Consider the following 17,366-nt stretch of genomic DNA (forward strand, 5'->3'; position numbering starts at 1 on the left):
GGTTCGTTCTGCGGGGTGTGAGCGAGAAGAACCGTGACGGAAAGCGCACCGCCCGCGAGCGGCTGGCGGCAGAGCGTGAGAAGCAGAAGTCCGCGGAGCGGCGGCGGCGCACGCTGATCGTGGCCGCGAGTGTCGTCTGCGTGCTGGGCCTGGCGTCGGTGATCGGCGTCCTCGCCGCGAACCACAAAAAGGACGACAGCGGCAGCAAGAGCGCGGGCCCGGTCGTGGCGCCCTCCGGGGCGACCGGCAAGGACAGCCTGGCGATCCAGGTCGGCAAGGACAGCGCCAAGCCGACGCTCACGGTGTGGGAGGACTTCCGCTGCCCGGCCTGCCAGGCCTTCGAGACGGCGTACCGCTCGACCCTGCACGAGCTGACCGACTCCGGCCAGCTCAAGGTGCAGTACCACCTGGTCACGATCATCGACGGCAACCTCGGCGGCACCGGCTCCAAGCGCGCGGCCAACGCGGCGGCCTGCGCCCAGGACGCCGGAAAGTTCCGCGACTTCCACGACGTGCTGTACGAGAACCAGCCCAAGGAGACGGACGACGCGTTCTCCAGCAACGCCAAGCTGATCGAGCTGGCGGGCAAGGTGAGCGGCCTCGACACGCCCGCCTTCCAGAAGTGCGTCAACAGCGGTACGCACGACAGCTGGGTCACCAAGTCCGCCGCCGCGTTCCAGGCGGGCGGATTCACCGGCACCCCGACCGTCCTCTTCGACGGCAAGAACATCTACGCGGACCAGACGATGACCCCGGCGAAGCTGAAGCAGCTGGTCCAGGCCGCCAACAAGGGGTAAGCGGCGGGCCGGTTTTCACACCGGCCCGTTATGGAGCCGTAGCCGGGCCGCTTGCCGAGGTCGCGGTCCGGCACGGTAGCGTCGACCCTGCCATGGAACTTGCCTACATTCCCAGCCCGTCGCGCGGGGTCATCCACCTCGGCCCCATTCCGCTGCGCGGCTACGCGTTCTGCATCATCATCGGCGTCTTCGTCGCCGTCTGGCTCGGCAACAAACGCTGGGTCGCCCGCGGCGGCAAGGTCGGGACGGTGGCCGACATCGCTGTCTGGGCCGTGCCGTTCGGCCTCGTCGGCGGTCGCCTCTACCACGTGATCACGGACTACGAGCTGTACTTCAGCGAGGGCCGCGACTGGGTGGACGCCTTCAAGGTGTGGCAGGGCGGCCTCGGCATCTGGGGCGCGATCGCGCTCGGTGCGGTGGGCGCGTGGATCGGCTGCCGCCGCCGTGGCATCCCGCTGCCCGCCTGGGCCGACGCGCTGGCCCCCGGCATCGCCTTCGCCCAGGCCATCGGCCGCTGGGGCAACTGGTTCAACCAGGAGCTCTACGGCCGCGAGACCCACCTGCCCTGGGCGCTGCACATCACGTCCTCGACGGACGGCCGCGTCCCGGGCTACTACCACCCGACCTTCCTGTACGAGTCCCTGTGGTGCGTCGGCGTCGGCTTCCTCGTCATCTGGGCCGACCGCCGCTTCAAGCTGGGCCACGGCCGGGCCTTCGCGCTCTACGTCGCCGCGTACTGTGTGGGCCGCGGCTGGATCGAGTACATGCGCGTCGACGACGCCCACCACTTCCTGGGCCTGCGGTTGAACGACTGGACCGCGATGATCGTCTTCCTCCTCGCGGTGACCTACTTCGTCATCTCGGCGAAGAAGCGCCCGGGCCGCGAAGAGGTCGTCGAGCCGGAAGCGCCCGGCGACGGAACCGACGGGGACGACGAGCCCACGGCGAAGGAAGACCCGGAGACCGACGAGTCCGAAGCCACCGAGGCCGAGGAAGACGCGCCGGAAACCGAGGACGCCGACGTGGACCTGAAGAAGGACGAGCCCGAGTCGGCCAAGAAGAGCTGACAACCGGTTCTACGACGACGAGGGCGCCCTGATCGACAGGGTGCCCTCGCCGCATGTCAGGTCCGGCGCGCCAACGCCAGCGTGCGCTGCGCCGCCGCCACCACCGCCGCGTCGATGAACCGGCCGTCCGGAAGAGCCTGGGCGCCCTCCTCCCGGATGGCCGCCTTGACGATCGTCTCGGCCTGTTCGATCTCCCTGTTCGTCGGGAGGAACGCGCTCTCGATCACCGGGAGTTGACGGGGATGGATCGCCGCGCGCCCCAGGAATCCGAGGGCGCGGCCGTGGGCGCAGGAGGCCGCCAGGCCTTCCAGGTCGCGGATGTCGGGGTGGACGGACTGCGGCGGCGGGGCCAGCCCTGCCGCCGAGGCGGCCACGATCACCCGGGACCGGGACCAGTCGAGCCCCGGGTCCTCGCGCACGCCCAGGTCGGCCCGTAGATCCGCCTCGCCGAGCGCGATGCCGTGCAGGGCCGGGTGGGCCGTGGCGACGGAGAAGGCCCGCTCGATACCGAGGGCCGTTTCCAGGAGCGCGAACAGGGGCACGCCGTCCGTCTGTTCCGCTACGGCTACGACCTCCTCGGCGGACGTCACCTTCGGCAGCCGCAGGCCCGAAACGCCGGGCAGCGGCGCGATCGTACGGAGGTCGTCCGCCGCCCACGGGCTGTCCAGGGCGTTCACCCGGACGTGGACATCGAGGTGAGGCTCCGAGAGGAGTTCCGCCGTGGCCGCGCGGGCGTACTCCTTGCGGTCCGGGGCGACCGCGTCCTCCAGGTCGATCACGACCACGTCGGCGCCGGCGGCGAGGGCCTTGGTGACGACCGGGGGGCGGTCGCCGGGGACGTAGAGCCAGGTCAGGGGGTACGGGGTCACAGGGCGCCCGCCTGCCGGAGTGCGGTCAACTCGGCTTCCGTCAGGCCGAGTTCGGTCAGGACCGGGTCCGTGTCGGCGCCGTGGGGACGGCCGGACCAGCGGATGGAGCCCGGGGTGGCGGAGAGCCGGAAGAGGACGTTCTGCATGCGGAGGGGGCCGAGTTCGGGGTCGTCGACGGTGGTGATCGTGTCGAGGGCCTGGTACTGGGGGTCCGTCATCACGTCCCGTACGTCCTGGATGGGAGCCACGGCCGCCTCCGCCTTCTCGAAGGCGGCCAGGACCTCGGAACGCGGGCGCCGCGCGATCCAGTCGCCCACCGCCGCGTCGAGGATGTCGGAGTGCTGGGCCCGGTCCGCGCCGGTCGCGAACCACGGTTCGTCGATCAGTTCCGGGCGGCCGACCAGGCGCATCACGCGTTCGGCGATCGACTGGGCCGAGGTCGAGACGGCGACCCAACTGCCGTCCGCAGTGCGGTAGGTGTTGCGCGGGGCGTTGTTCTGCGAGCGGTTGCCGGTGCGCGGCTGGACGTGGCCGAGCTGGTCGTACCAGAGGGGTTGCGGGCCGAGCGCGGTCAGGATGGGTTCGATGATCGCCATGTCCACCACCTGTCCCTCGCCGGTGCGGTCGCGGGCCGCCAGGGCCGTCATCACCGCGTACGCCGTCGCCAGCCCGGCGATCGAGTCGGCGAGGCCGAACGGCGGGAGCGTCGGGGGCGCGTCCGGTTCGCCGGTGATCGCGGCGAAGCCGCTCATCGCCTCGGCGAGGGTGCCGAAGCCGGGGCGGTGCGCGTAGGGCCCGAACTGGCCGAACGCGGTGACCCGGGCGAGCACCAACTTCGGGTTGGCGGCGGAGAGTTCGGCCCAGCCGAGGTCCCATTTCTCCAGGGTGCCGGGGCGGAAGTTCTCGATGATCACGTCGGCGGTTGCGGCGAGGCGGAGGAGGGTGTCCCGGCCGCCCGGCTTCGACAGGTCGAGGGTGATGGTGCGCTTGTTGCGGCCCAGCAGCTTCCACCACAGGCCGACGCCGTCCTTGGAGGGACCGTGCCCCCGGGACGGATCGGGTTTCGTCGGGTGCTCGACCTTGATGACCTCGGCGCCGAAGTCGCCGAGCATGGTGGCGGCGAGGGGGCCGGCGAAGAGCGTGGCGAGGTCGAGAACGCGCAGGCCGGACAAGGGAGTTGTGGTTGTCGTCCCGGTCATGAGGCGTACTGCTTGTCGATTTCCGCGCGGTACGGCATCGACGCCGTCGCACCCGGCCGCTGCACGGACAGCGCCGCCGCCGCTGCCGCCCAGCCCAGCGCGTCCCGCGTCGGGCGGCCTTCGGCGAGGGCCACCGCCAGCGCGCCGACGAAGGTGTCGCCCGCGCCCGTCGAGTCCACGGCGGTCACTTGAGGTGCGGGGACGGTGAACGGCTCGGCGTCCCGGGCCGCGTACAGGCTGCCCGCCGCGCCCAGGGTGACGATCACCTCGGGGACCTGGTCGAGGAGGGCCGCCGCTGCCTTGCGCGGGTCGGTGTGCCCGGTGAGGGCGGTGGCCTCGTGCTCGTTGGGCACCAACAGGTCCACGGCCGCCAGGAGTTCGGGTGGGAGGGGTTGGGCGGGCGCCGGGGTGAGGATCGTACGGACGCCGTGGCGGCGGGCCGCCTCCGCGCCCGCGACGACTGCCGCGAGGGGGATCTCCAGTTGGAGGAGCAGGGCGTCGGCGGAGGCGATGAGGGCCTCGTCGCCGGGGGCGAGGTGGTCGACGGTGCCGTTGGCGGCGGGGATGACGACGATCGCGTTGCCGCCCTCGTCGTCCACGACGATGTGCGCGGTGCCGGACGGGCCCTCGACGGTGCGCAGATGGTCGGTGTCGACGCCGGAGTGCTCGAAAGTGGAACGGAGTTGGGCGCCGTAGGCGTCGTCGCCGACCGCTCCGATGATGGTGACGTCGGCGCCCGCGTGGGCCGCGGCGATCGCCTGGTTGGCGCCCTTGCCGCCGGGGATCGTACGGAACTCCCGTCCCGTAACGGTCTCTCCGCGCCGCGGGGCCTTCGTGACGTAGGCGACGAGGTCCATGTTCGTGCTGCCGAGCACGGCGATGAGGGTCATGGGCGGGCGGTCTCCTGGTGGGTGAGCCGGGCGAGGGTGTCGAAGCCGATGCCGTTGAAGTCGCCTACGGAGGTGGCGAGTCGGTTCTTGAGGGGGGTCGTCCAGCGGTCGGGGAGTGCGGCCGGGCTACCCGCGAGCAGGGCCGAAATGGAGCCGACGGTCGCGCCGTTGGAGTCGGTGTCCCAACCTCCCGACACCGCACGGCAGATGGATCCCGTGAAGTCGCCGTCCGCGTGGGTGAGGGCGGCGGCGATCAGGGCGGTGTTGGGGATCGCGTGGACCCAGTGGTGGGTGCGGGCGTGGGTGGCGTGGAGTTCGTCCACCACTGTGTCGAAGTCCCGGTGTTTCCGGGCCAGTTGGAGGGCGTGGTGGATGGCCTTGGCGAGGCGGGAGGCGGGCGGTACGACCGTGAGTCCCGTGCGCAGGCAGGTGTGGATGTCCTGGGTGCCGGTGGCCGCGGTGGCGATGACGGCCGCCGTGAACATCGCCGCGTAGACGCCGTTCGCGGTGTGGGTGAGGGTGGCGTCGCGGTGGGCCTGTTCGGCTGCTGTGCCCGGGTCCCCGGGGTTGGTCCAGCCGTGGACGTCGGCGCGGATCAGGGCGCCGATCCATTCGCGGAACGGGTTGCGGTGGCGGGCCGTTCGCGGGGGTTCCAGACCGGAGAGCAGATTGCGGTAGGCGATGCGTTCGGCGGTGAAAGTGCGGCCCGCGGGGAGTTCGTCGAGCCAGAGCTTCGCCACGTCGGCGGTGGTGAAGTCCTTGCCGTGGCGCTGGAGCAACAGGAGGTTCAACAGGGGGTAGTTGAGGTCGTCGTCCTCGGGCATGCCGTCGATGTTCTCGGCGAGGGAGGTGGGGGCGGAGCGGCGGTTCCAGGGGTGGGCGGCGAGGAGTTCGGCGGGGACGCCCCGGGCGGTGAAGTAGAAGTCGAGGGGCCAGTTGCCGGTGGCTCGGGCGAGTCGGCGAATGCCGTCGAGGGGGAGTTTCTCGACCGGCTTGCCGAGCAGGCAGCCGACGGCGCGGCCCAGCCAGGCGGCCTGGAGGGTGGCCGGGCGGGGTGGGGAAGTGGCTTGTGGGGCCGGCCAGTTGGGGCACAGGGCCTTGATCCTCGCCAGGTCCGTCGGCTCCTGGTCCGCCAACCGGCTGGGCAGGTCGGCCAGTTCGTCCAGCAGGTCCTCGGCGAGCAACCGGAGGTAACGGGAGGCGGGTTGGTCCGACGCGCCCGCCCGGGTCGGGGCCTCCGCACCGCCCGCCGCCCGCCAGCGCGCCGCGATCGCCGACGGTTCGCGTCCGTCCTGGACGGCCTGGCGCAGTTCGTGGCCGAGCAGGTCCTCCGGCTGGACCCAGGTCAGTCGGAGCACCGGAGCCCTCCGATCTCGGTGAACGCGGCCTCGTGGGCCCGGCGTCGGCGGACGTCCTGGGCGAAGACCTCGCGGGTGACGGCGGTGAGGGTGGCCGCCGGTTCCCAGAGGTCCAGGCGGCTGGCCTCTGCGACCGTCTTCGACCAGTCCTGCGGAACCGGTGAACCGAGCGCGCCGGCCACCGCGCCCGCCATCGTCGCGATGGAGTCGCAGTCCCGGCCGTAGTTCACCGAACCCAGCACCGCGTGGCGGTAGTCGCCGCCGGAGACCACCAACATGCCCAGCGCGATGGGGAGTTCCTCGATCGCCTTGGTGCGGGAGGGGCGGCGGGCGTCCAGGGAGGGGGAGCGGTAGACGGGGCCCACCGTGTCGTACGGCGCGACGGCCTCCCGCAGCGGGGCGAGCGCCGACTCGAAGTCCGAGTAGCGGGCGGCCACTTCGCAGACCTTCTCGATGGCGGTGCGCGTGCCGTCCTTCGCCAGGGCGAGGCAGGCGGTCACCACCGAGTCGGGGGTCGCGCCCGGTGCGCAGGCCGCGGCGACGGCCGCCGCGAAGACACCGGCCGCCTCACGGCCGTACGACGACTGGTGGGCGCCCGCGATGTCGACGGCCTCGGCGTAAGCACCGGCAGGATTCGCCGCGTTGACCAGGCCGACCGGCGCCATGTACATCGCGGCACCGCAGTTGACGATGTTGCCGACGCCGGCCTCGCGGGGGTCGACATGACCGTAGTGGAGTCGGGTCGCGAGCCACTTCTCGGCGAGGAAGATCCGCTGGAGCGGGATGGCCTCCGTCTCCAACTCCGGGATCCAGCGCGGGTTCTGCATCAGGTCCGGGACGAGGTGGTCGGCGAGCGCGTACGCGTCGAGGTGGTCGCGGACGGTCGCGTAGACCCGTACCAGGGCGTGGGTCATCAAGGTGTCGTCGGTGACGTGGCCGTCGCCCTTGTGGTACGGCGCGATGGGGCGGGCGGTGCGCCACGCGTCGCCGTTCCAGGGGCCGACGACGCCGTGGACGCGACCGCCGTGGCGTTCCAGGATCTGGTCGGGGGAGTAGCCCTCGACGGGACCGCCGAGGGCGTCGCCGACCGCCGCCCCGACGAGGGCTGCGGTGATCTTCTCGTCAAGGCTGCTTTCTGGTTCTTTGGGCGTCATGCACCGAATCATCCTCCTGGTGGGGGCGGTTGTGTGGCTTCCAGGAGTTCGGCGAGTTCCACGAGGTCGGTGCCGGTGAGACGGGGGAGCGCGCAGCCGGAGAGGGTACGGCAGGCGTCCCGCCAGGTGGCGGGGATGGCCGCGCCGCCGCTCAACGCGCCGGTCAGGGCGCCCGCGAGGGCGGGGGCCGAGTCGGCGACGCGGGAGAGGCAGGCCGCGGCGGGGACCGCTTCCGCGATACGGCCGCGGGACGCCGTGGCGAGGGCGAGGGCGACCGGCACGGTCTCGGCGGCGGCGATGCCGTAGCTGTAGACGTGGTCCACGATCTGGTGTTCCAGGAGGGGGATCAGGGCGAACGCGTTGTCGCTGTCCCGGGCCAACTTCAGGGCGTGGCGGGCGTTGCGGCCGATCTCGGTGGCTTCGGGGAGTTCGGCGAGGGCGGCCGCGACGCACTCGTCCACGTCCGCGCCGGCGAGCGCGAGGGCGAGGGCCGCCGCCATGGCTCTGGCGCCGTGGACTCCGTCGCCGTCCTGGGTGTAGCGGGCGTCGAACTCGGCGAGGGCGGCGGCGCGTTGGGGGTCGCCGGGGTGGGCCACCGCAAGGACGCAGGCTCTGACGCAGGCCGCGTCGTCGAAGTAGTGGGGGTTGTCGTGGCCGGTGGCGGGTGGGCGGAGGCCGGCGGCGAGATTGCCGAGGCCGGCTCGTACGGAGATGCGGGCGCGGAGGGGGAGTACGGCGGACTCGACCTCGGGGGCGCGGTCCGCCGCGGCGGCTACCTCGCTGGCTACGGCGTTCCAGCTGAGGTCGATCGAGGCGCGCATCCGGCGTTCTCTGCTGAGGTCGCCCAGGACTGTGTCGTCGCCCGCTCTCAGTACGGCTTCTGCGGCGAAGGCCGCCCATTCGGCGTCGTCGGAGGGGCCCAGGCGGAGTGGCTCGGGAGGTTGGTTGAGGGCGATGGGGACGGGGAGTGTCGTGGTCGCGTTCTGCTCGGCGAAGGTGTCGAGCTCACGGGTGAGGCGGCGGGTCCACTCGGGCATCCTGGCGGCGCGGTGCCTTGCGGCGGGCCAACCGGCGGCGTCCCCTGCGGCGAGTCCGAGCAGCAGCCCCTCGACGCGACACACCTCGGCTCCGCCCTCGGCTTTTGTTCTCCCACCCGCACCGCCCGTGCGACTTTCGTTGTCGGGTGCGGGTGGCCCCTGTGGGGCGGGATCGCCGTCGGCGGCTGCCGGTTGGTGGGGGGTGGTGTGGGGGGTGCGGCGAATGGGGTCGGGTGCGGGTGGCCGCTGTGGGGCGGGGTCGCCGTCGGCGGCTGCGGGGCGTCCTACCTGTGCGCGACCGCCCTCAGCCGCTCCAACTCCCGCCTCTGCTCCCGCTCCCGGCTCCAGTGGATACCGCGGAGTGTTCGCGTCCCCGGCGGCGAGGCCGTCGCCGTTGGCTGTTCTCATGCCTGCACCTCGTTCTCGTCCGCCGCCAGCACGTACTTGTGCGGCCCCTGATCTCGTCGCACCGCGTCGCCCCACTTGCCGCCGTCCCCCGGCACCAGCAACTCCGCGATGTCCAGCACGTGGTGGCCCGCCATCGCCGGCAGGCAACTGCCGCGTGCCGGGCCGATCGCCGATGCCCAGTCGGAGGGGATCGCGGACGCGCCCCGTGTCGCTCCTGCCAGGGCGCCCGCCACCGCTGCCGTCGTGTCCGCGTCGCGGCCCATGTTGACCGCGGTGAGGACGGAGTCCACGAAGTCGCCGTCGGCTGCCGCGTAGGCGCCGAAGGCGAGGGCGACCGCCTCGGGGGCGAGGTCGGTCCAGGGGTAGCCGCCGATGACGACCGCGGAGCGGACCGCGCGTTCGCCGCGGTGGGCGACCGCCACCGCGCGGCGCAGGGAGCGGGCCGTCCAGGAGTCGTCGGGGACGACGGCGAGGGCCGAGGCGACCACCGCGATCGTCGGGGCTCCCGCCATCGCCGCCGCCACACCCGCCGCGACCGCCTGGCCGCCGTAGATGCCCTCCCCGTCGTGGCTCACCGAACCGTCGATCGCGACCAGACGGGCCGCCTCGGCGGGGCGGCCCGCCGCGAAGACGCCGAAGGGGGCCGCCCGCATGGCCAGGCCGTCGCTCCAGGCGTGGCGGTGCTGGGCGGAGATGGGGGCGGCGAGGCCCCGGCGGAGGTTCTCCAGGGTGCCGCGTTCGCTGAAGCCCGCGCCCCGGAACGGGCCCTCGTCGCGGTCCGCGATCCACTCGTGCCAGGCCGCCTCCACATGGGAGGGGGTGAGGGCCGAGCCGTGCCGGGCGAGGAGCAGGCCGGAGAAGATCGCGTACTCGGTGTCGTCCGTGCCCGCCGGGTTCTCCGCCACGTATCCCTCGATGCGGCCCCAGCGGGCGCGGATCTCGGAGGGCTTCATGTTCTCCGCCGGTGCGCCGAGGGCGTCCCCGACCGCCAGGCCGAGCAGCGCGCCGCGTGCCCGTTCGCGGAGTTCGGTGGCGTTCTTGGGCGCCGGGACCGGGGGAATGCAGGCGATCGATGCCATACGCGCGACCTCTCCTACGGGGTTCCCGCAGAGCGCCTCAGGGCGCGGAACCCTTTGCGGATCTCTCCCACGGGAGGCCTTCGGCAGAGCCTGACGGAGCGCAGCATCACCCGGTCGACATTTGATGGATCAATGGCTCGGATGAGCGTTCGAGGGTAAACGTGCTGGTTAGCCGAGCCTTTCCTTGCTGGTGGGCGCGAAATGAAAGGCGTATGTTCAGTGTTGTCGAAGAGTAGAACTTGTCTAAACTTAGCCTTACCTTAGCCCCTGGGGGATCATCGCATGGCCATCATCGAGACCGGGGCGACGCTCCACGAGGCGCACCGCGACAACCACACCCACCGCGATGTGAACGGCGGCTGGCTGCGCCCCGCGGTGTTCGGCGCGATGGACGGTCTCGTCTCCAATCTCGCCCTGATGACCGGTGTCGTCGGCGGCGCCGTCAGTCATCAGACCGTCGTCATCACCGGGCTGGCCGGGCTCGCGGCCGGTGCCTTCTCCATGGCGGCCGGCGAGTACACCTCCGTCGCCTCCCAGCGTGAGCTGGTCGAGGCCGAACTGGACGTAGAGCGGCGGGAGTTGCGCAAGCACCCGGAGGATGAGCAGGATGAGCTCGCCTCCCTCTACGTCTCCCGTGGGGTGGAGAAGGAGCTCGCCCGTGAAGTCGCCCGGCAGCTCTCGCGCGATCCCGAGCAGGCCCTGGAGATACACGCCCGCGAGGAGCTGGGCATCGACCCGGGCGAGCTGCCCTCGCCGCTCGTCGCCGCCGTGTCGTCCTTCGGCTCGTTCGCGCTGGGCGCGCTGCTCCCCGTACTGCCGTTCCTGCTCGGCGCGACCGCGCTGTGGCCCGCGCTGCTGCTCGCGTTCGTCGGGCTGTTCGGCTGTGGTGCGGTGGTGGCCCGGGTGACCGCGCGGACCTGGTGGTTCAGCGGGCTGCGGCAGCTCGCGCTGGGCGGCGCGGCGGCCGGTGTGACGTACGCCCTGGGCACCCTGTTCGGAACGGTCGTAGGATAGCTCGACGCGCACTTATGCGGGGGTCCGCATAAGTAGCCGTTACTCGCTGGTTTCGAACGCTTAACCACTGGGCATGAGCCGTAAGCGCTGCGGGCAACGACGCCCGGGGCGCACCCGCGGGACGGGCGACAACGCTCCCTCTGCCCCGGACCGACGGACACCGATCTGTCCGCTTCGGTCCCCTTAATTTCCACCGCATGTGCGGTGCCGCGCCGCCACCCCGCGGCGTCCGCATGTTGGAACGGAGTATCCGGTTCCCGAGAACCGCTCCATCATGTAACCTGCACGAAATTTTGCGCTTACCCCGCAGAGGGCCAACGTCGTCCCTATGCACACGCATATGCCACGACGACGACGGGAGAGCCGATGCGTACGCCGCGCCAGCCGTCCCAGCAGCCCGCGAATGGCCAGAACTGGTCCTTCATGGATGCTCGCCCTGCCGCGCAGGGTATGTACGACCCCCGCAACGAGCACGACGCCTGTGGCGTCGGCTTCGTGGCCACCCTCACCGGCGAGGCGAGCCACGCGCTGGTCGAGCAGGCGCTCACGGTGCTGCGCAACCTGGAGCACCGCGGTGCGACGGGTGCCGAGCCCGACTCCGGCGACGGCGCGGGCATCCTGTCCCAGGTGCCGGACGCCTTCTTCCGTGAGGTGGCCGGATTCGACCTGCCCGCCGCCGGTGGCTACGCGGTCGGCATCGCCTTCCTGCCTCCGGACGGCGCGGACGCCGCCGTCTCACAGATCGAGACGGTCGCCGCCGAAGAGGGCCTCACCGTCCTCGGCTGGCGCGAGGTTCCGACCGCGCCCGAACTCCTCGGCGCCACCGCCCGCTCCACCATGCCGCTCTTCCGGCAGGTCTTCGTGAGCGACGGCGAGACGCGGGGCATCGACCTCGACCGCAAGGCCTTCGCGCTGCGCAAGCGCGCCGAGCGGGAGGCCGGTGTCTACTTCCCGTCGCTCTCCGCGCGGACCATCGTCTACAAGGGCATGCTCACCACCGGTCAGCTGGAGCCCTTCTTCCCGGACCTGTCCGACCGGCGCTTCGCCTCCGCGATCTCGCTCGTGCACTCCCGGTTCTCCACGAACACGTTCCCGTCGTGGCCGCTCGCCCACCCGTACCGCTTCGTCGCGCACAACGGCGAGATCAACACGGTCAAGGGCAACCGCAACTGGATGGCGGCCCGCGAGTCCCAGATCGCCTCCGACCTCTTCGGCGACCAGGACAAGATCGACCGGATCTTCCCGATCTGCACGCCCGAGGCCTCCGACTCCGCGTCCTTCGACGAGGTGCTCGAACTCCTGCACCTGGGCGGACGCTCGCTGCCGCACTCCGTGCTGATGATGATCCCGGAGGCGTGGGAGAACCACGACTCCATGGACCCGGCCCGCCGCGCCTTCTACCAGTTCCACTCCACGATGATGGAGCCCTGGGACGGCCCGGCCTGTGTCACCTTCACCGACGGCACCCAGGTCGGCGCGGTCCTCGACCGCAACGGCCTGCGCCCCGGCCGCTACTGGGTCACCGACGACGGCCTCGTCGTCCTCGGCTCCGAGGTCGGCGTCCTCGACATCGACCCCGCGAAGGTCGTCCGCAAGGGCCGCCTCCAGCCCGGCCGCATGTTCCTCGTGGACACCGCCGAGCACCGCATCATCGAGGACGACGAGATCAAGGCCGGCCTCGCCGCCGAGAAGCCGTACGCCGAGTGGCTGGAAGCCGGCGAGATCGAGCTGTCCGACTTGCCCGAGCGCGAGCACATCGTGCACACGCACGCCTCGGTCACCCGCCGCCAGCAGACCTTCGGCTACACCGAGGAGGAGCTGCGCGTCATCCTCGCGCCGATGGCCAAGGCCGGTGCCGAGCCCATCGGTTCGATGGGCACCGACTCGCCGATCGCCGCGCTGTCCTCGCGCCCGCGCCTGCTCTTCGACTACTTCACCCAGCTGTTCGCACAGGTCACCAACCCGCCGCTGGACGCGATCCGCGAAGAACTCGTGACCTCGCTGCGCTCGTCGCTGGGTCCCGCGAGCAACCTGCTGGAGCCGACGGCCGCGTCCTGTCGTAGCGTCACCCTGCCCTTCCCGGTGATCGACAACGACGAGCTGGCCAAGCTCATCCACATCAACGCCGACGGCGACATGCCCGGCATGAAGGCCGCGACCCTCTCCGGCCTGTACCGGGTCTCCGGCGGCGGCGACACCCTCGCCGCCCGCCTCGCCGAGATCTGCACCGAGGCCGACGCGGCCATCGAGAACGGCGCCCGCCTGATCGTCCTCTCGGACCGGCACTCCGACGCCGAGCACGCGCCGATCCCCTCGCTGCTGCTCACCGCGGCCGTCCACCACCACCTCATCCGCACCAAGCAGCGCACCCAGGTGGGTCTGCTGGTGGAGGCCGGTGACGTGCGCGAGGTCCACCACGTCGCCCTGCTGATCGGCTTCGGCGCCGCCGCGGTCAACCCGTACCTGGCGATGGAGTCCGTCGAGGACCTCGTCCGCGCGGGCACCTTCCTCACCGACATCGAGGCCGAGCAGGCCATCCGGAACCTGATCTACGCGCTCGGCAAGGGCGTCCTCAAGGTCATGTCCAAGATGGGCATCTCGACGGTCGCCTCCTACCGGGGCGCCCAGGTCTTCGAAGCGGTCGGCCTCGACGAGCAGTTCGTCAACAGCTACTTCAGCGGTACGGCCACCAAGATCGGCGGCGTCGGCCTCGACGTCATCGCCAAGGAGGTCGCCGCCCGGCACGCGAAGGCGTACCCCGCGAGCGGCATCGCGCCCGCCCACCGCGCCCTCGACATAGGCGGCGAGTACCAGTGGCGCCGCGAGGGCGAGCCGCACCTGTTCGACCCGGAGACGGTCTTCCGCCTCCAGCACTCGACGCGCACCAACCGCTACGACATCTTCAAGAAGTACACGGACCGCGTGAACGAGCAGTCCGAGCGGCTGATGACCCTGCGCGGCCTCTTCGGCTTCAAGTCGGACCGCCCCTCGATCTCCATCGACGAGGTCGAGCCCGTCTCCGAGATCGTCAAGCGCTTCTCCACCGGCGCCATGTCGTACGGCTCCATCTCCCTGGAGGCGCACGAGACGCTCGCCATCGCCATGAACCAGCTGGGCGGCAAGTCCAACACCGGTGAGGGCGGCGAGGACGCGGACCGGCTCTACGACCCGGCCCGGCGCAGCGCCATCAAGCAGGTCGCCTCCGGCCGCTTCGGCGTGACCTCCGAGTACCTGGTCAACGCGGACGACATCCAGATCAAGATGGCCCAGGGCGCCAAGCCCGGCGAGGGCGGCCAGCTGCCCGGCCACAAGGTCTACCCGTGGGTCGCGAAGACCCGGCACAGCACCCCCGGTGTCGGCCTCATCTCCCCGCCGCCGCACCACGACATCTACTCCATCGAGGACCTCGCCCAGCTGATCCACGACCTGAAGAACGCGAACCCGCAGGCGCGGATTCACGTCAAGCTGGTCTCGGAGGTCGGTGTCGGCACGGTCGCCGCGGGTGTGTCGAAGGCGCACGCGGACGTCGTCCTCATCTCCGGCCACGACGGCGGCACGGGCGCGTCCCCGCTGACGTCCCTCAAGCACGCCGGTGGACCTTGGGAGTTGGGCCTCGCCGAGACCCAGCAGACGCTCCTTTTGAATGGCTTGCGCGACCGGATCGTCGTGCAGACCGACGGCCAGCTCAAGACCGGCCGTGACGTCGTCATCGCCGCGCTGCTCGGCGCCGAGGAGTTCGGTTTCGCGACCGCGCCGCTCGTCGTCTCCGGCTGCGTCATGATGCGCGTCTGCCACCTCGACACCTGCCCGGTCGGCATCGCCACCCAGAACCCGGTACTGCGCGACCGGTTCGCCGGCAAGGCCGAATACGTCGTGAACTTCTTCCAGTTCATCGCCGAAGAGGTCCGCGAGATCCTCGCCGAGCTGGGCTTCCGCACCATCGAGGAGGCCGTCGGCCAGGCCGGCACGCTCGACGTCGAGCGCGCCGTGGACCACTGGAAGGCGCAGGGCCTGGACCTGGCCCCGCTGTTCTACGTCCCCGAACTCCCGGACGGCGCAGCCCTCCACCAGGTCATCGAGCAGGACCACGGCCTGGAGAAGGCGCTGGACAACGAGCTGATCAAGCTCGCCGCCGACGCCCTGGCCGCGTCCAGCGCCACCGACGCCCAGCCGGTCCGCGCCCAGATCGCGATCCGCAACATCAACCGCACGGTCGGCACGATGCTCGGCCACGAGGTGACGAAGAAGTTCGGCGGGGCGGGCCTGCCCGACGACACCATCGACATCACCTTCACCGGCAGCGCCGGCCAGTCCTTCGGCGCCTTCCTCCCGCGCGGTGTCACGCTGCGCCTTGAGGGCGACGCCAACGACTATGTCGGCAAGGGCCTTTCGGGCGGCCGGGTCATCGTCCGCCCCGACCGGGGCGCCGACCACCTCGCCGAGTACTCCACCATCGCGGGCAACACCATCGCCTACGGTGCGACCGGCGGCGAGCTGTTCCTGCGCGGCCGTACCGGTGAGCGGTTCTGCGTCCGCAACTCCGGTGCCACCGTGGTCTCCGAGGGCGTGGGCGACCACGGCTGCGAGTACATGACCGGCGGCCGGGCCGTCGTGCTCGGCGAGACCGGCCGCAACTTCGCGGCGGGCATGTCCGGTGGCATCGCCTACGTCATCGACCTGAACCCCGACAACGTCAACGTCGGAAACGCGGGCGCCGTAAGCGAGTTGGACGAAACCGACAAGCAGTGGCTGCACGACGTGGTGCGCCGCCACGCCGAGGAGACCGGTTCCACGGTCGCCGAGAAGCTGCTCGCCGAGTGGGCCGTCTCCGCGGACCGCTTCAGCAAGATCATCCCCAGTGCCTACAAGGCCGTGCTCGCCGCCAAGGACGCCGCCGAGCGAGCCGGACTCTCCGAGTCCGAGATCACCGAGAAGATGATGGAGGCGGCGACCAATGGCTGACCCGAAGGGCTTTCTGAACCACGGGCGCGAGGTCGCCAAGTCCCGTCCCGTGGACGTCCGGTTGAAGGACTGGAACGAGGTCTACGTCCCCGGTTCGCTGCTGCCGATCATCGGCAAGCAGGCCGGCCGCTGCATGGACTGCGGCATCCCGTTCTGTCACAACGGCTGTCCGCTGGGGAACCTGATCCCCGAGTGGAACGACTACGCCTACCGCGGTGACTGGACGGCGGCCTCCGAGCGCCTCCACGCCACCAACAACTTCCCCGAGTTCACCGGGCGGTTGTGCCCGGCTCCCTGCGAGTCGGCGTGCGTGCTGGGCATCAACCAGCCGCCGGTCACCATCAAGAACGTCGAGGTCTCCATCATCGACAAGGCCTGGGAGACGGGCGACGTCGCCCCGCAGGCCCCGGAGCGCCTCTCCGGCAAGACCGTCGCGGTCGTCGGCTCGGGCCCGGCGGGCCTCGCCGCCGCCCAGCAGCTGACCCGGGCCGGCCACACGGTCGCGGTGTACGAGCGCGCGGACCGCATCGGCGGCCTCCTGCGCTACGGCATCCCCGAGTTCAAGATGGAGAAGCGGCACATCAACCGCCGTATCGAGCAGATGCGCGCGGAGGGCACCCGCTTCCGCACGGGCGTCGAGATCGGCGTCGACCTCAAGGCCACCGACCTGCGCAAGCGCTACGACGCGGTCGTCATCGCCGCCGGTGCCACCACCGCGCGCGATCTCCCCGTCCCCGGGCGGGAGTTGACCGGTGTCTACCAGGCGATGGAGTACCTGCCCCTGTCCAACAAGGTGCAGGAGGGCGACTACGTCACCGCCCCGGTCTCGGCCGCGGGCAAGCACGTCGTCGTCATCGGCGGCGGCGACACCGGCGCGGACTGCGTGGGTACGGCGCACCGCCAAGGGGCCGCCTCCGTCACGCAGTTGGAGATCATGCCCCGCCCGGGCGACGAGCGGAACCCGGTCTCCCAGCCCTGGCCGACCTTCCCGATGCTCTACAAGGTGACCTCCGCGCACGAGGAGGGCGGTGAGCGGGTCTACTCCGTCAACACCACCCACTTCGAGGGCGACGAGGACGGCAACGTCCAGTGGCTGCACCTCGTCGAGGTCGAGTTCGTCGACGGCAAGCTGACCCAGAAGCCGGGCACGGAGCGCAAGATCCCCGCCCAACTGGTCACGCTGGCCATGGGGTTCACCGGCACCGACCGTGAGAACGGCCTGGTCGACCAGTTCGCCCTGGACCTCGACGAACGCGGCAACATCGCCCGCGACGCCGACTTCCAGACCAACGTCCCCGGCGTCTTCGTCGCCGGTGACGCGGGCCGCGGCCAGTCCCTCATCGTCTGGGCCATCGCGGAGGGCCGCTCGGCCGCCCGCGGCGTCGACCGCTTCCTCACCGGCGCCAGCGAACTCCCGGCCCCGATCCGCCCGACGGACCGCTCACTGATGGTCTGACGGGAACCAAGAAGAACGAGGGGAATCCCCTCAACAGACGTCCCGCACAATGGCGTGCGGAACAGAGCGCGGCGCT

At 71.2% G+C, this 17,366-nt stretch carries 12 protein-coding genes; 5 read left to right on the top strand and 7 right to left on the bottom strand.

What is annotated here, in order from left to right:
• Positions 1–17: 17 nt before the first annotated feature.
• Both ACQHII_RS35250 and lgt read left to right on the top strand, forming a co-directional pair.
• Positions 18–797 (top strand): DsbA family protein, encoded by a 780-nt coding sequence (locus ACQHII_RS35250; protein ID WP_427923058.1) that lies wholly within the window; start codon positions 18–20, stop codon positions 795–797.
• Positions 798–889: 92 nt separating this feature from the next.
• Positions 890–1,864 (top strand): prolipoprotein diacylglyceryl transferase, encoded by a 975-nt coding sequence (lgt, locus tag ACQHII_RS35255; RefSeq protein WP_427923059.1) that lies wholly within the window; start codon positions 890–892, stop codon positions 1,862–1,864.
• Between the two features lie 56 nt (positions 1,865–1,920).
• Here lgt and ACQHII_RS35260 read toward each other — a convergent pair whose 3' ends face one another.
• From ACQHII_RS35260 to ACQHII_RS35290, 7 genes are read right to left on the bottom strand one after another with little or no spacing between them, the layout of a single operon-like run.
• A complete protein-coding gene (locus tag ACQHII_RS35260) occupies positions 1,921–2,733 on the bottom strand; it encodes an HpcH/HpaI aldolase/citrate lyase family protein (protein ID WP_427923060.1) in 813 nt (270 codons plus the stop codon).
• Positions 2,730–3,932, bottom strand: coding sequence for a CaiB/BaiF CoA transferase family protein (locus tag ACQHII_RS35265; protein WP_427923061.1), 1,203 nt, complete (start codon positions 3,930–3,932; stop codon positions 2,730–2,732). The genes ACQHII_RS35260 and ACQHII_RS35265 overlap by 4 nt, the downstream gene beginning before the upstream one ends.
• A complete protein-coding gene (gene rbsK, locus ACQHII_RS35270; RefSeq protein ID WP_427923062.1) occupies positions 3,929–4,822 on the bottom strand; it encodes a ribokinase in 894 nt (297 codons plus the stop codon). Before rbsK ends, ACQHII_RS35265 begins: the two co-directional genes overlap by 4 nt.
• Complete coding sequence (locus tag ACQHII_RS35275; protein WP_427923063.1) at positions 4,819–6,180, bottom strand: ADP-ribosylglycohydrolase family protein; 1,362 nt, start codon at positions 6,178–6,180, stop codon at positions 4,819–4,821. Before ACQHII_RS35275 ends, rbsK begins: the two co-directional genes overlap by 4 nt.
• The gene (locus tag ACQHII_RS35280) at positions 6,168–7,334 is read right to left on the bottom strand and encodes an ADP-ribosylglycohydrolase family protein (RefSeq protein WP_427923064.1); all 1,167 of its coding nucleotides are present in this window, start codon (positions 7,332–7,334) and stop codon (positions 6,168–6,170) included. The genes ACQHII_RS35275 and ACQHII_RS35280 overlap by 13 nt, the downstream gene beginning before the upstream one ends.
• A gap of 8 nt (positions 7,335–7,342) precedes the next feature.
• A complete protein-coding gene (locus ACQHII_RS35285; protein WP_427923065.1) occupies positions 7,343–8,779 on the bottom strand; it encodes an ADP-ribosylglycohydrolase family protein in 1,437 nt (478 codons plus the stop codon).
• Positions 8,776–9,858: an ADP-ribosylglycohydrolase family protein gene (locus ACQHII_RS35290; RefSeq protein WP_427923066.1), complete on the bottom strand. Its 1,083-nt coding sequence runs from the start codon at positions 9,856–9,858 to the stop codon at positions 8,776–8,778. The genes ACQHII_RS35285 and ACQHII_RS35290 overlap by 4 nt, the downstream gene beginning before the upstream one ends.
• A 282-nt stretch (positions 9,859–10,140) precedes the next feature.
• On the opposite strand from ACQHII_RS35290, the gene ACQHII_RS35295 reads away from it, so the two are divergent.
• The 3 genes from ACQHII_RS35295 (at position 10,141) to ACQHII_RS35305 (ending at position 17,290) form a co-directional block, all read left to right on the top strand.
• Positions 10,141–10,872 carry a VIT1/CCC1 transporter family protein gene (locus tag ACQHII_RS35295; RefSeq protein WP_427923067.1) on the top strand — a complete coding sequence of 244 codons (732 nt, stop codon included), beginning with the start codon at positions 10,141–10,143 and terminating at the stop codon, positions 10,870–10,872.
• 366 nt (positions 10,873–11,238) lie between these two features.
• Entirely contained in the window at positions 11,239–15,834 is a 4,596-nt protein-coding gene (gene gltB / locus ACQHII_RS35300) for a glutamate synthase large subunit (protein ID WP_427923068.1), read from the top strand.
• On the top strand, positions 15,827–17,290 hold the full coding sequence (locus ACQHII_RS35305; protein WP_427923069.1) for a glutamate synthase subunit beta: 1,464 nt from the start codon (positions 15,827–15,829) through the stop codon (positions 17,288–17,290). Before gltB ends, ACQHII_RS35305 begins: the two co-directional genes overlap by 8 nt.
• Positions 17,291–17,366: the final 76 nt, after the last annotated feature.

The organism is Streptomyces sp. cg40, assembly GCF_050320165.1.
Taxonomy (GTDB): Bacteria; Actinomycetota; Actinomycetes; order Streptomycetales; family Streptomycetaceae; genus Streptomyces; species Streptomyces hokutonensis.

Coding starts and splice junctions, on each gene's coding strand:
- lgt (WP_427923059.1), top strand. CDS start 890: ATGGAACTTGCCTACATTCCCAGCCCGTCGCGCGGGGTCATCCACCTC.
- ACQHII_RS35265 (WP_427923061.1), bottom strand. CDS start 3,932: ATGACCGGGACGACAACCACAACTCCCTTGTCCGGCCTGCGCGTTCTC.
- rbsK (WP_427923062.1), bottom strand. CDS start 4,822: ATGACCCTCATCGCCGTGCTCGGCAGCACGAACATGGACCTCGTCGCC.
- ACQHII_RS35280 (WP_427923064.1), bottom strand. CDS start 7,334: ATGACGCCCAAAGAACCAGAAAGCAGCCTTGACGAGAAGATCACCGCA.
- ACQHII_RS35285 (WP_427923065.1), bottom strand. CDS start 8,779: ATGAGAACAGCCAACGGCGACGGCCTCGCCGCCGGGGACGCGAACACT.
- ACQHII_RS35290 (WP_427923066.1), bottom strand. CDS start 9,858: ATGGCATCGATCGCCTGCATTCCCCCGGTCCCGGCGCCCAAGAACGCC.
- ACQHII_RS35295 (WP_427923067.1), top strand. CDS start 10,141: ATGGCCATCATCGAGACCGGGGCGACGCTCCACGAGGCGCACCGCGAC.
- gltB (WP_427923068.1), top strand. CDS start 11,239: ATGCGTACGCCGCGCCAGCCGTCCCAGCAGCCCGCGAATGGCCAGAAC.
- ACQHII_RS35305 (WP_427923069.1), top strand. CDS start 15,827: ATGGCTGACCCGAAGGGCTTTCTGAACCACGGGCGCGAGGTCGCCAAG.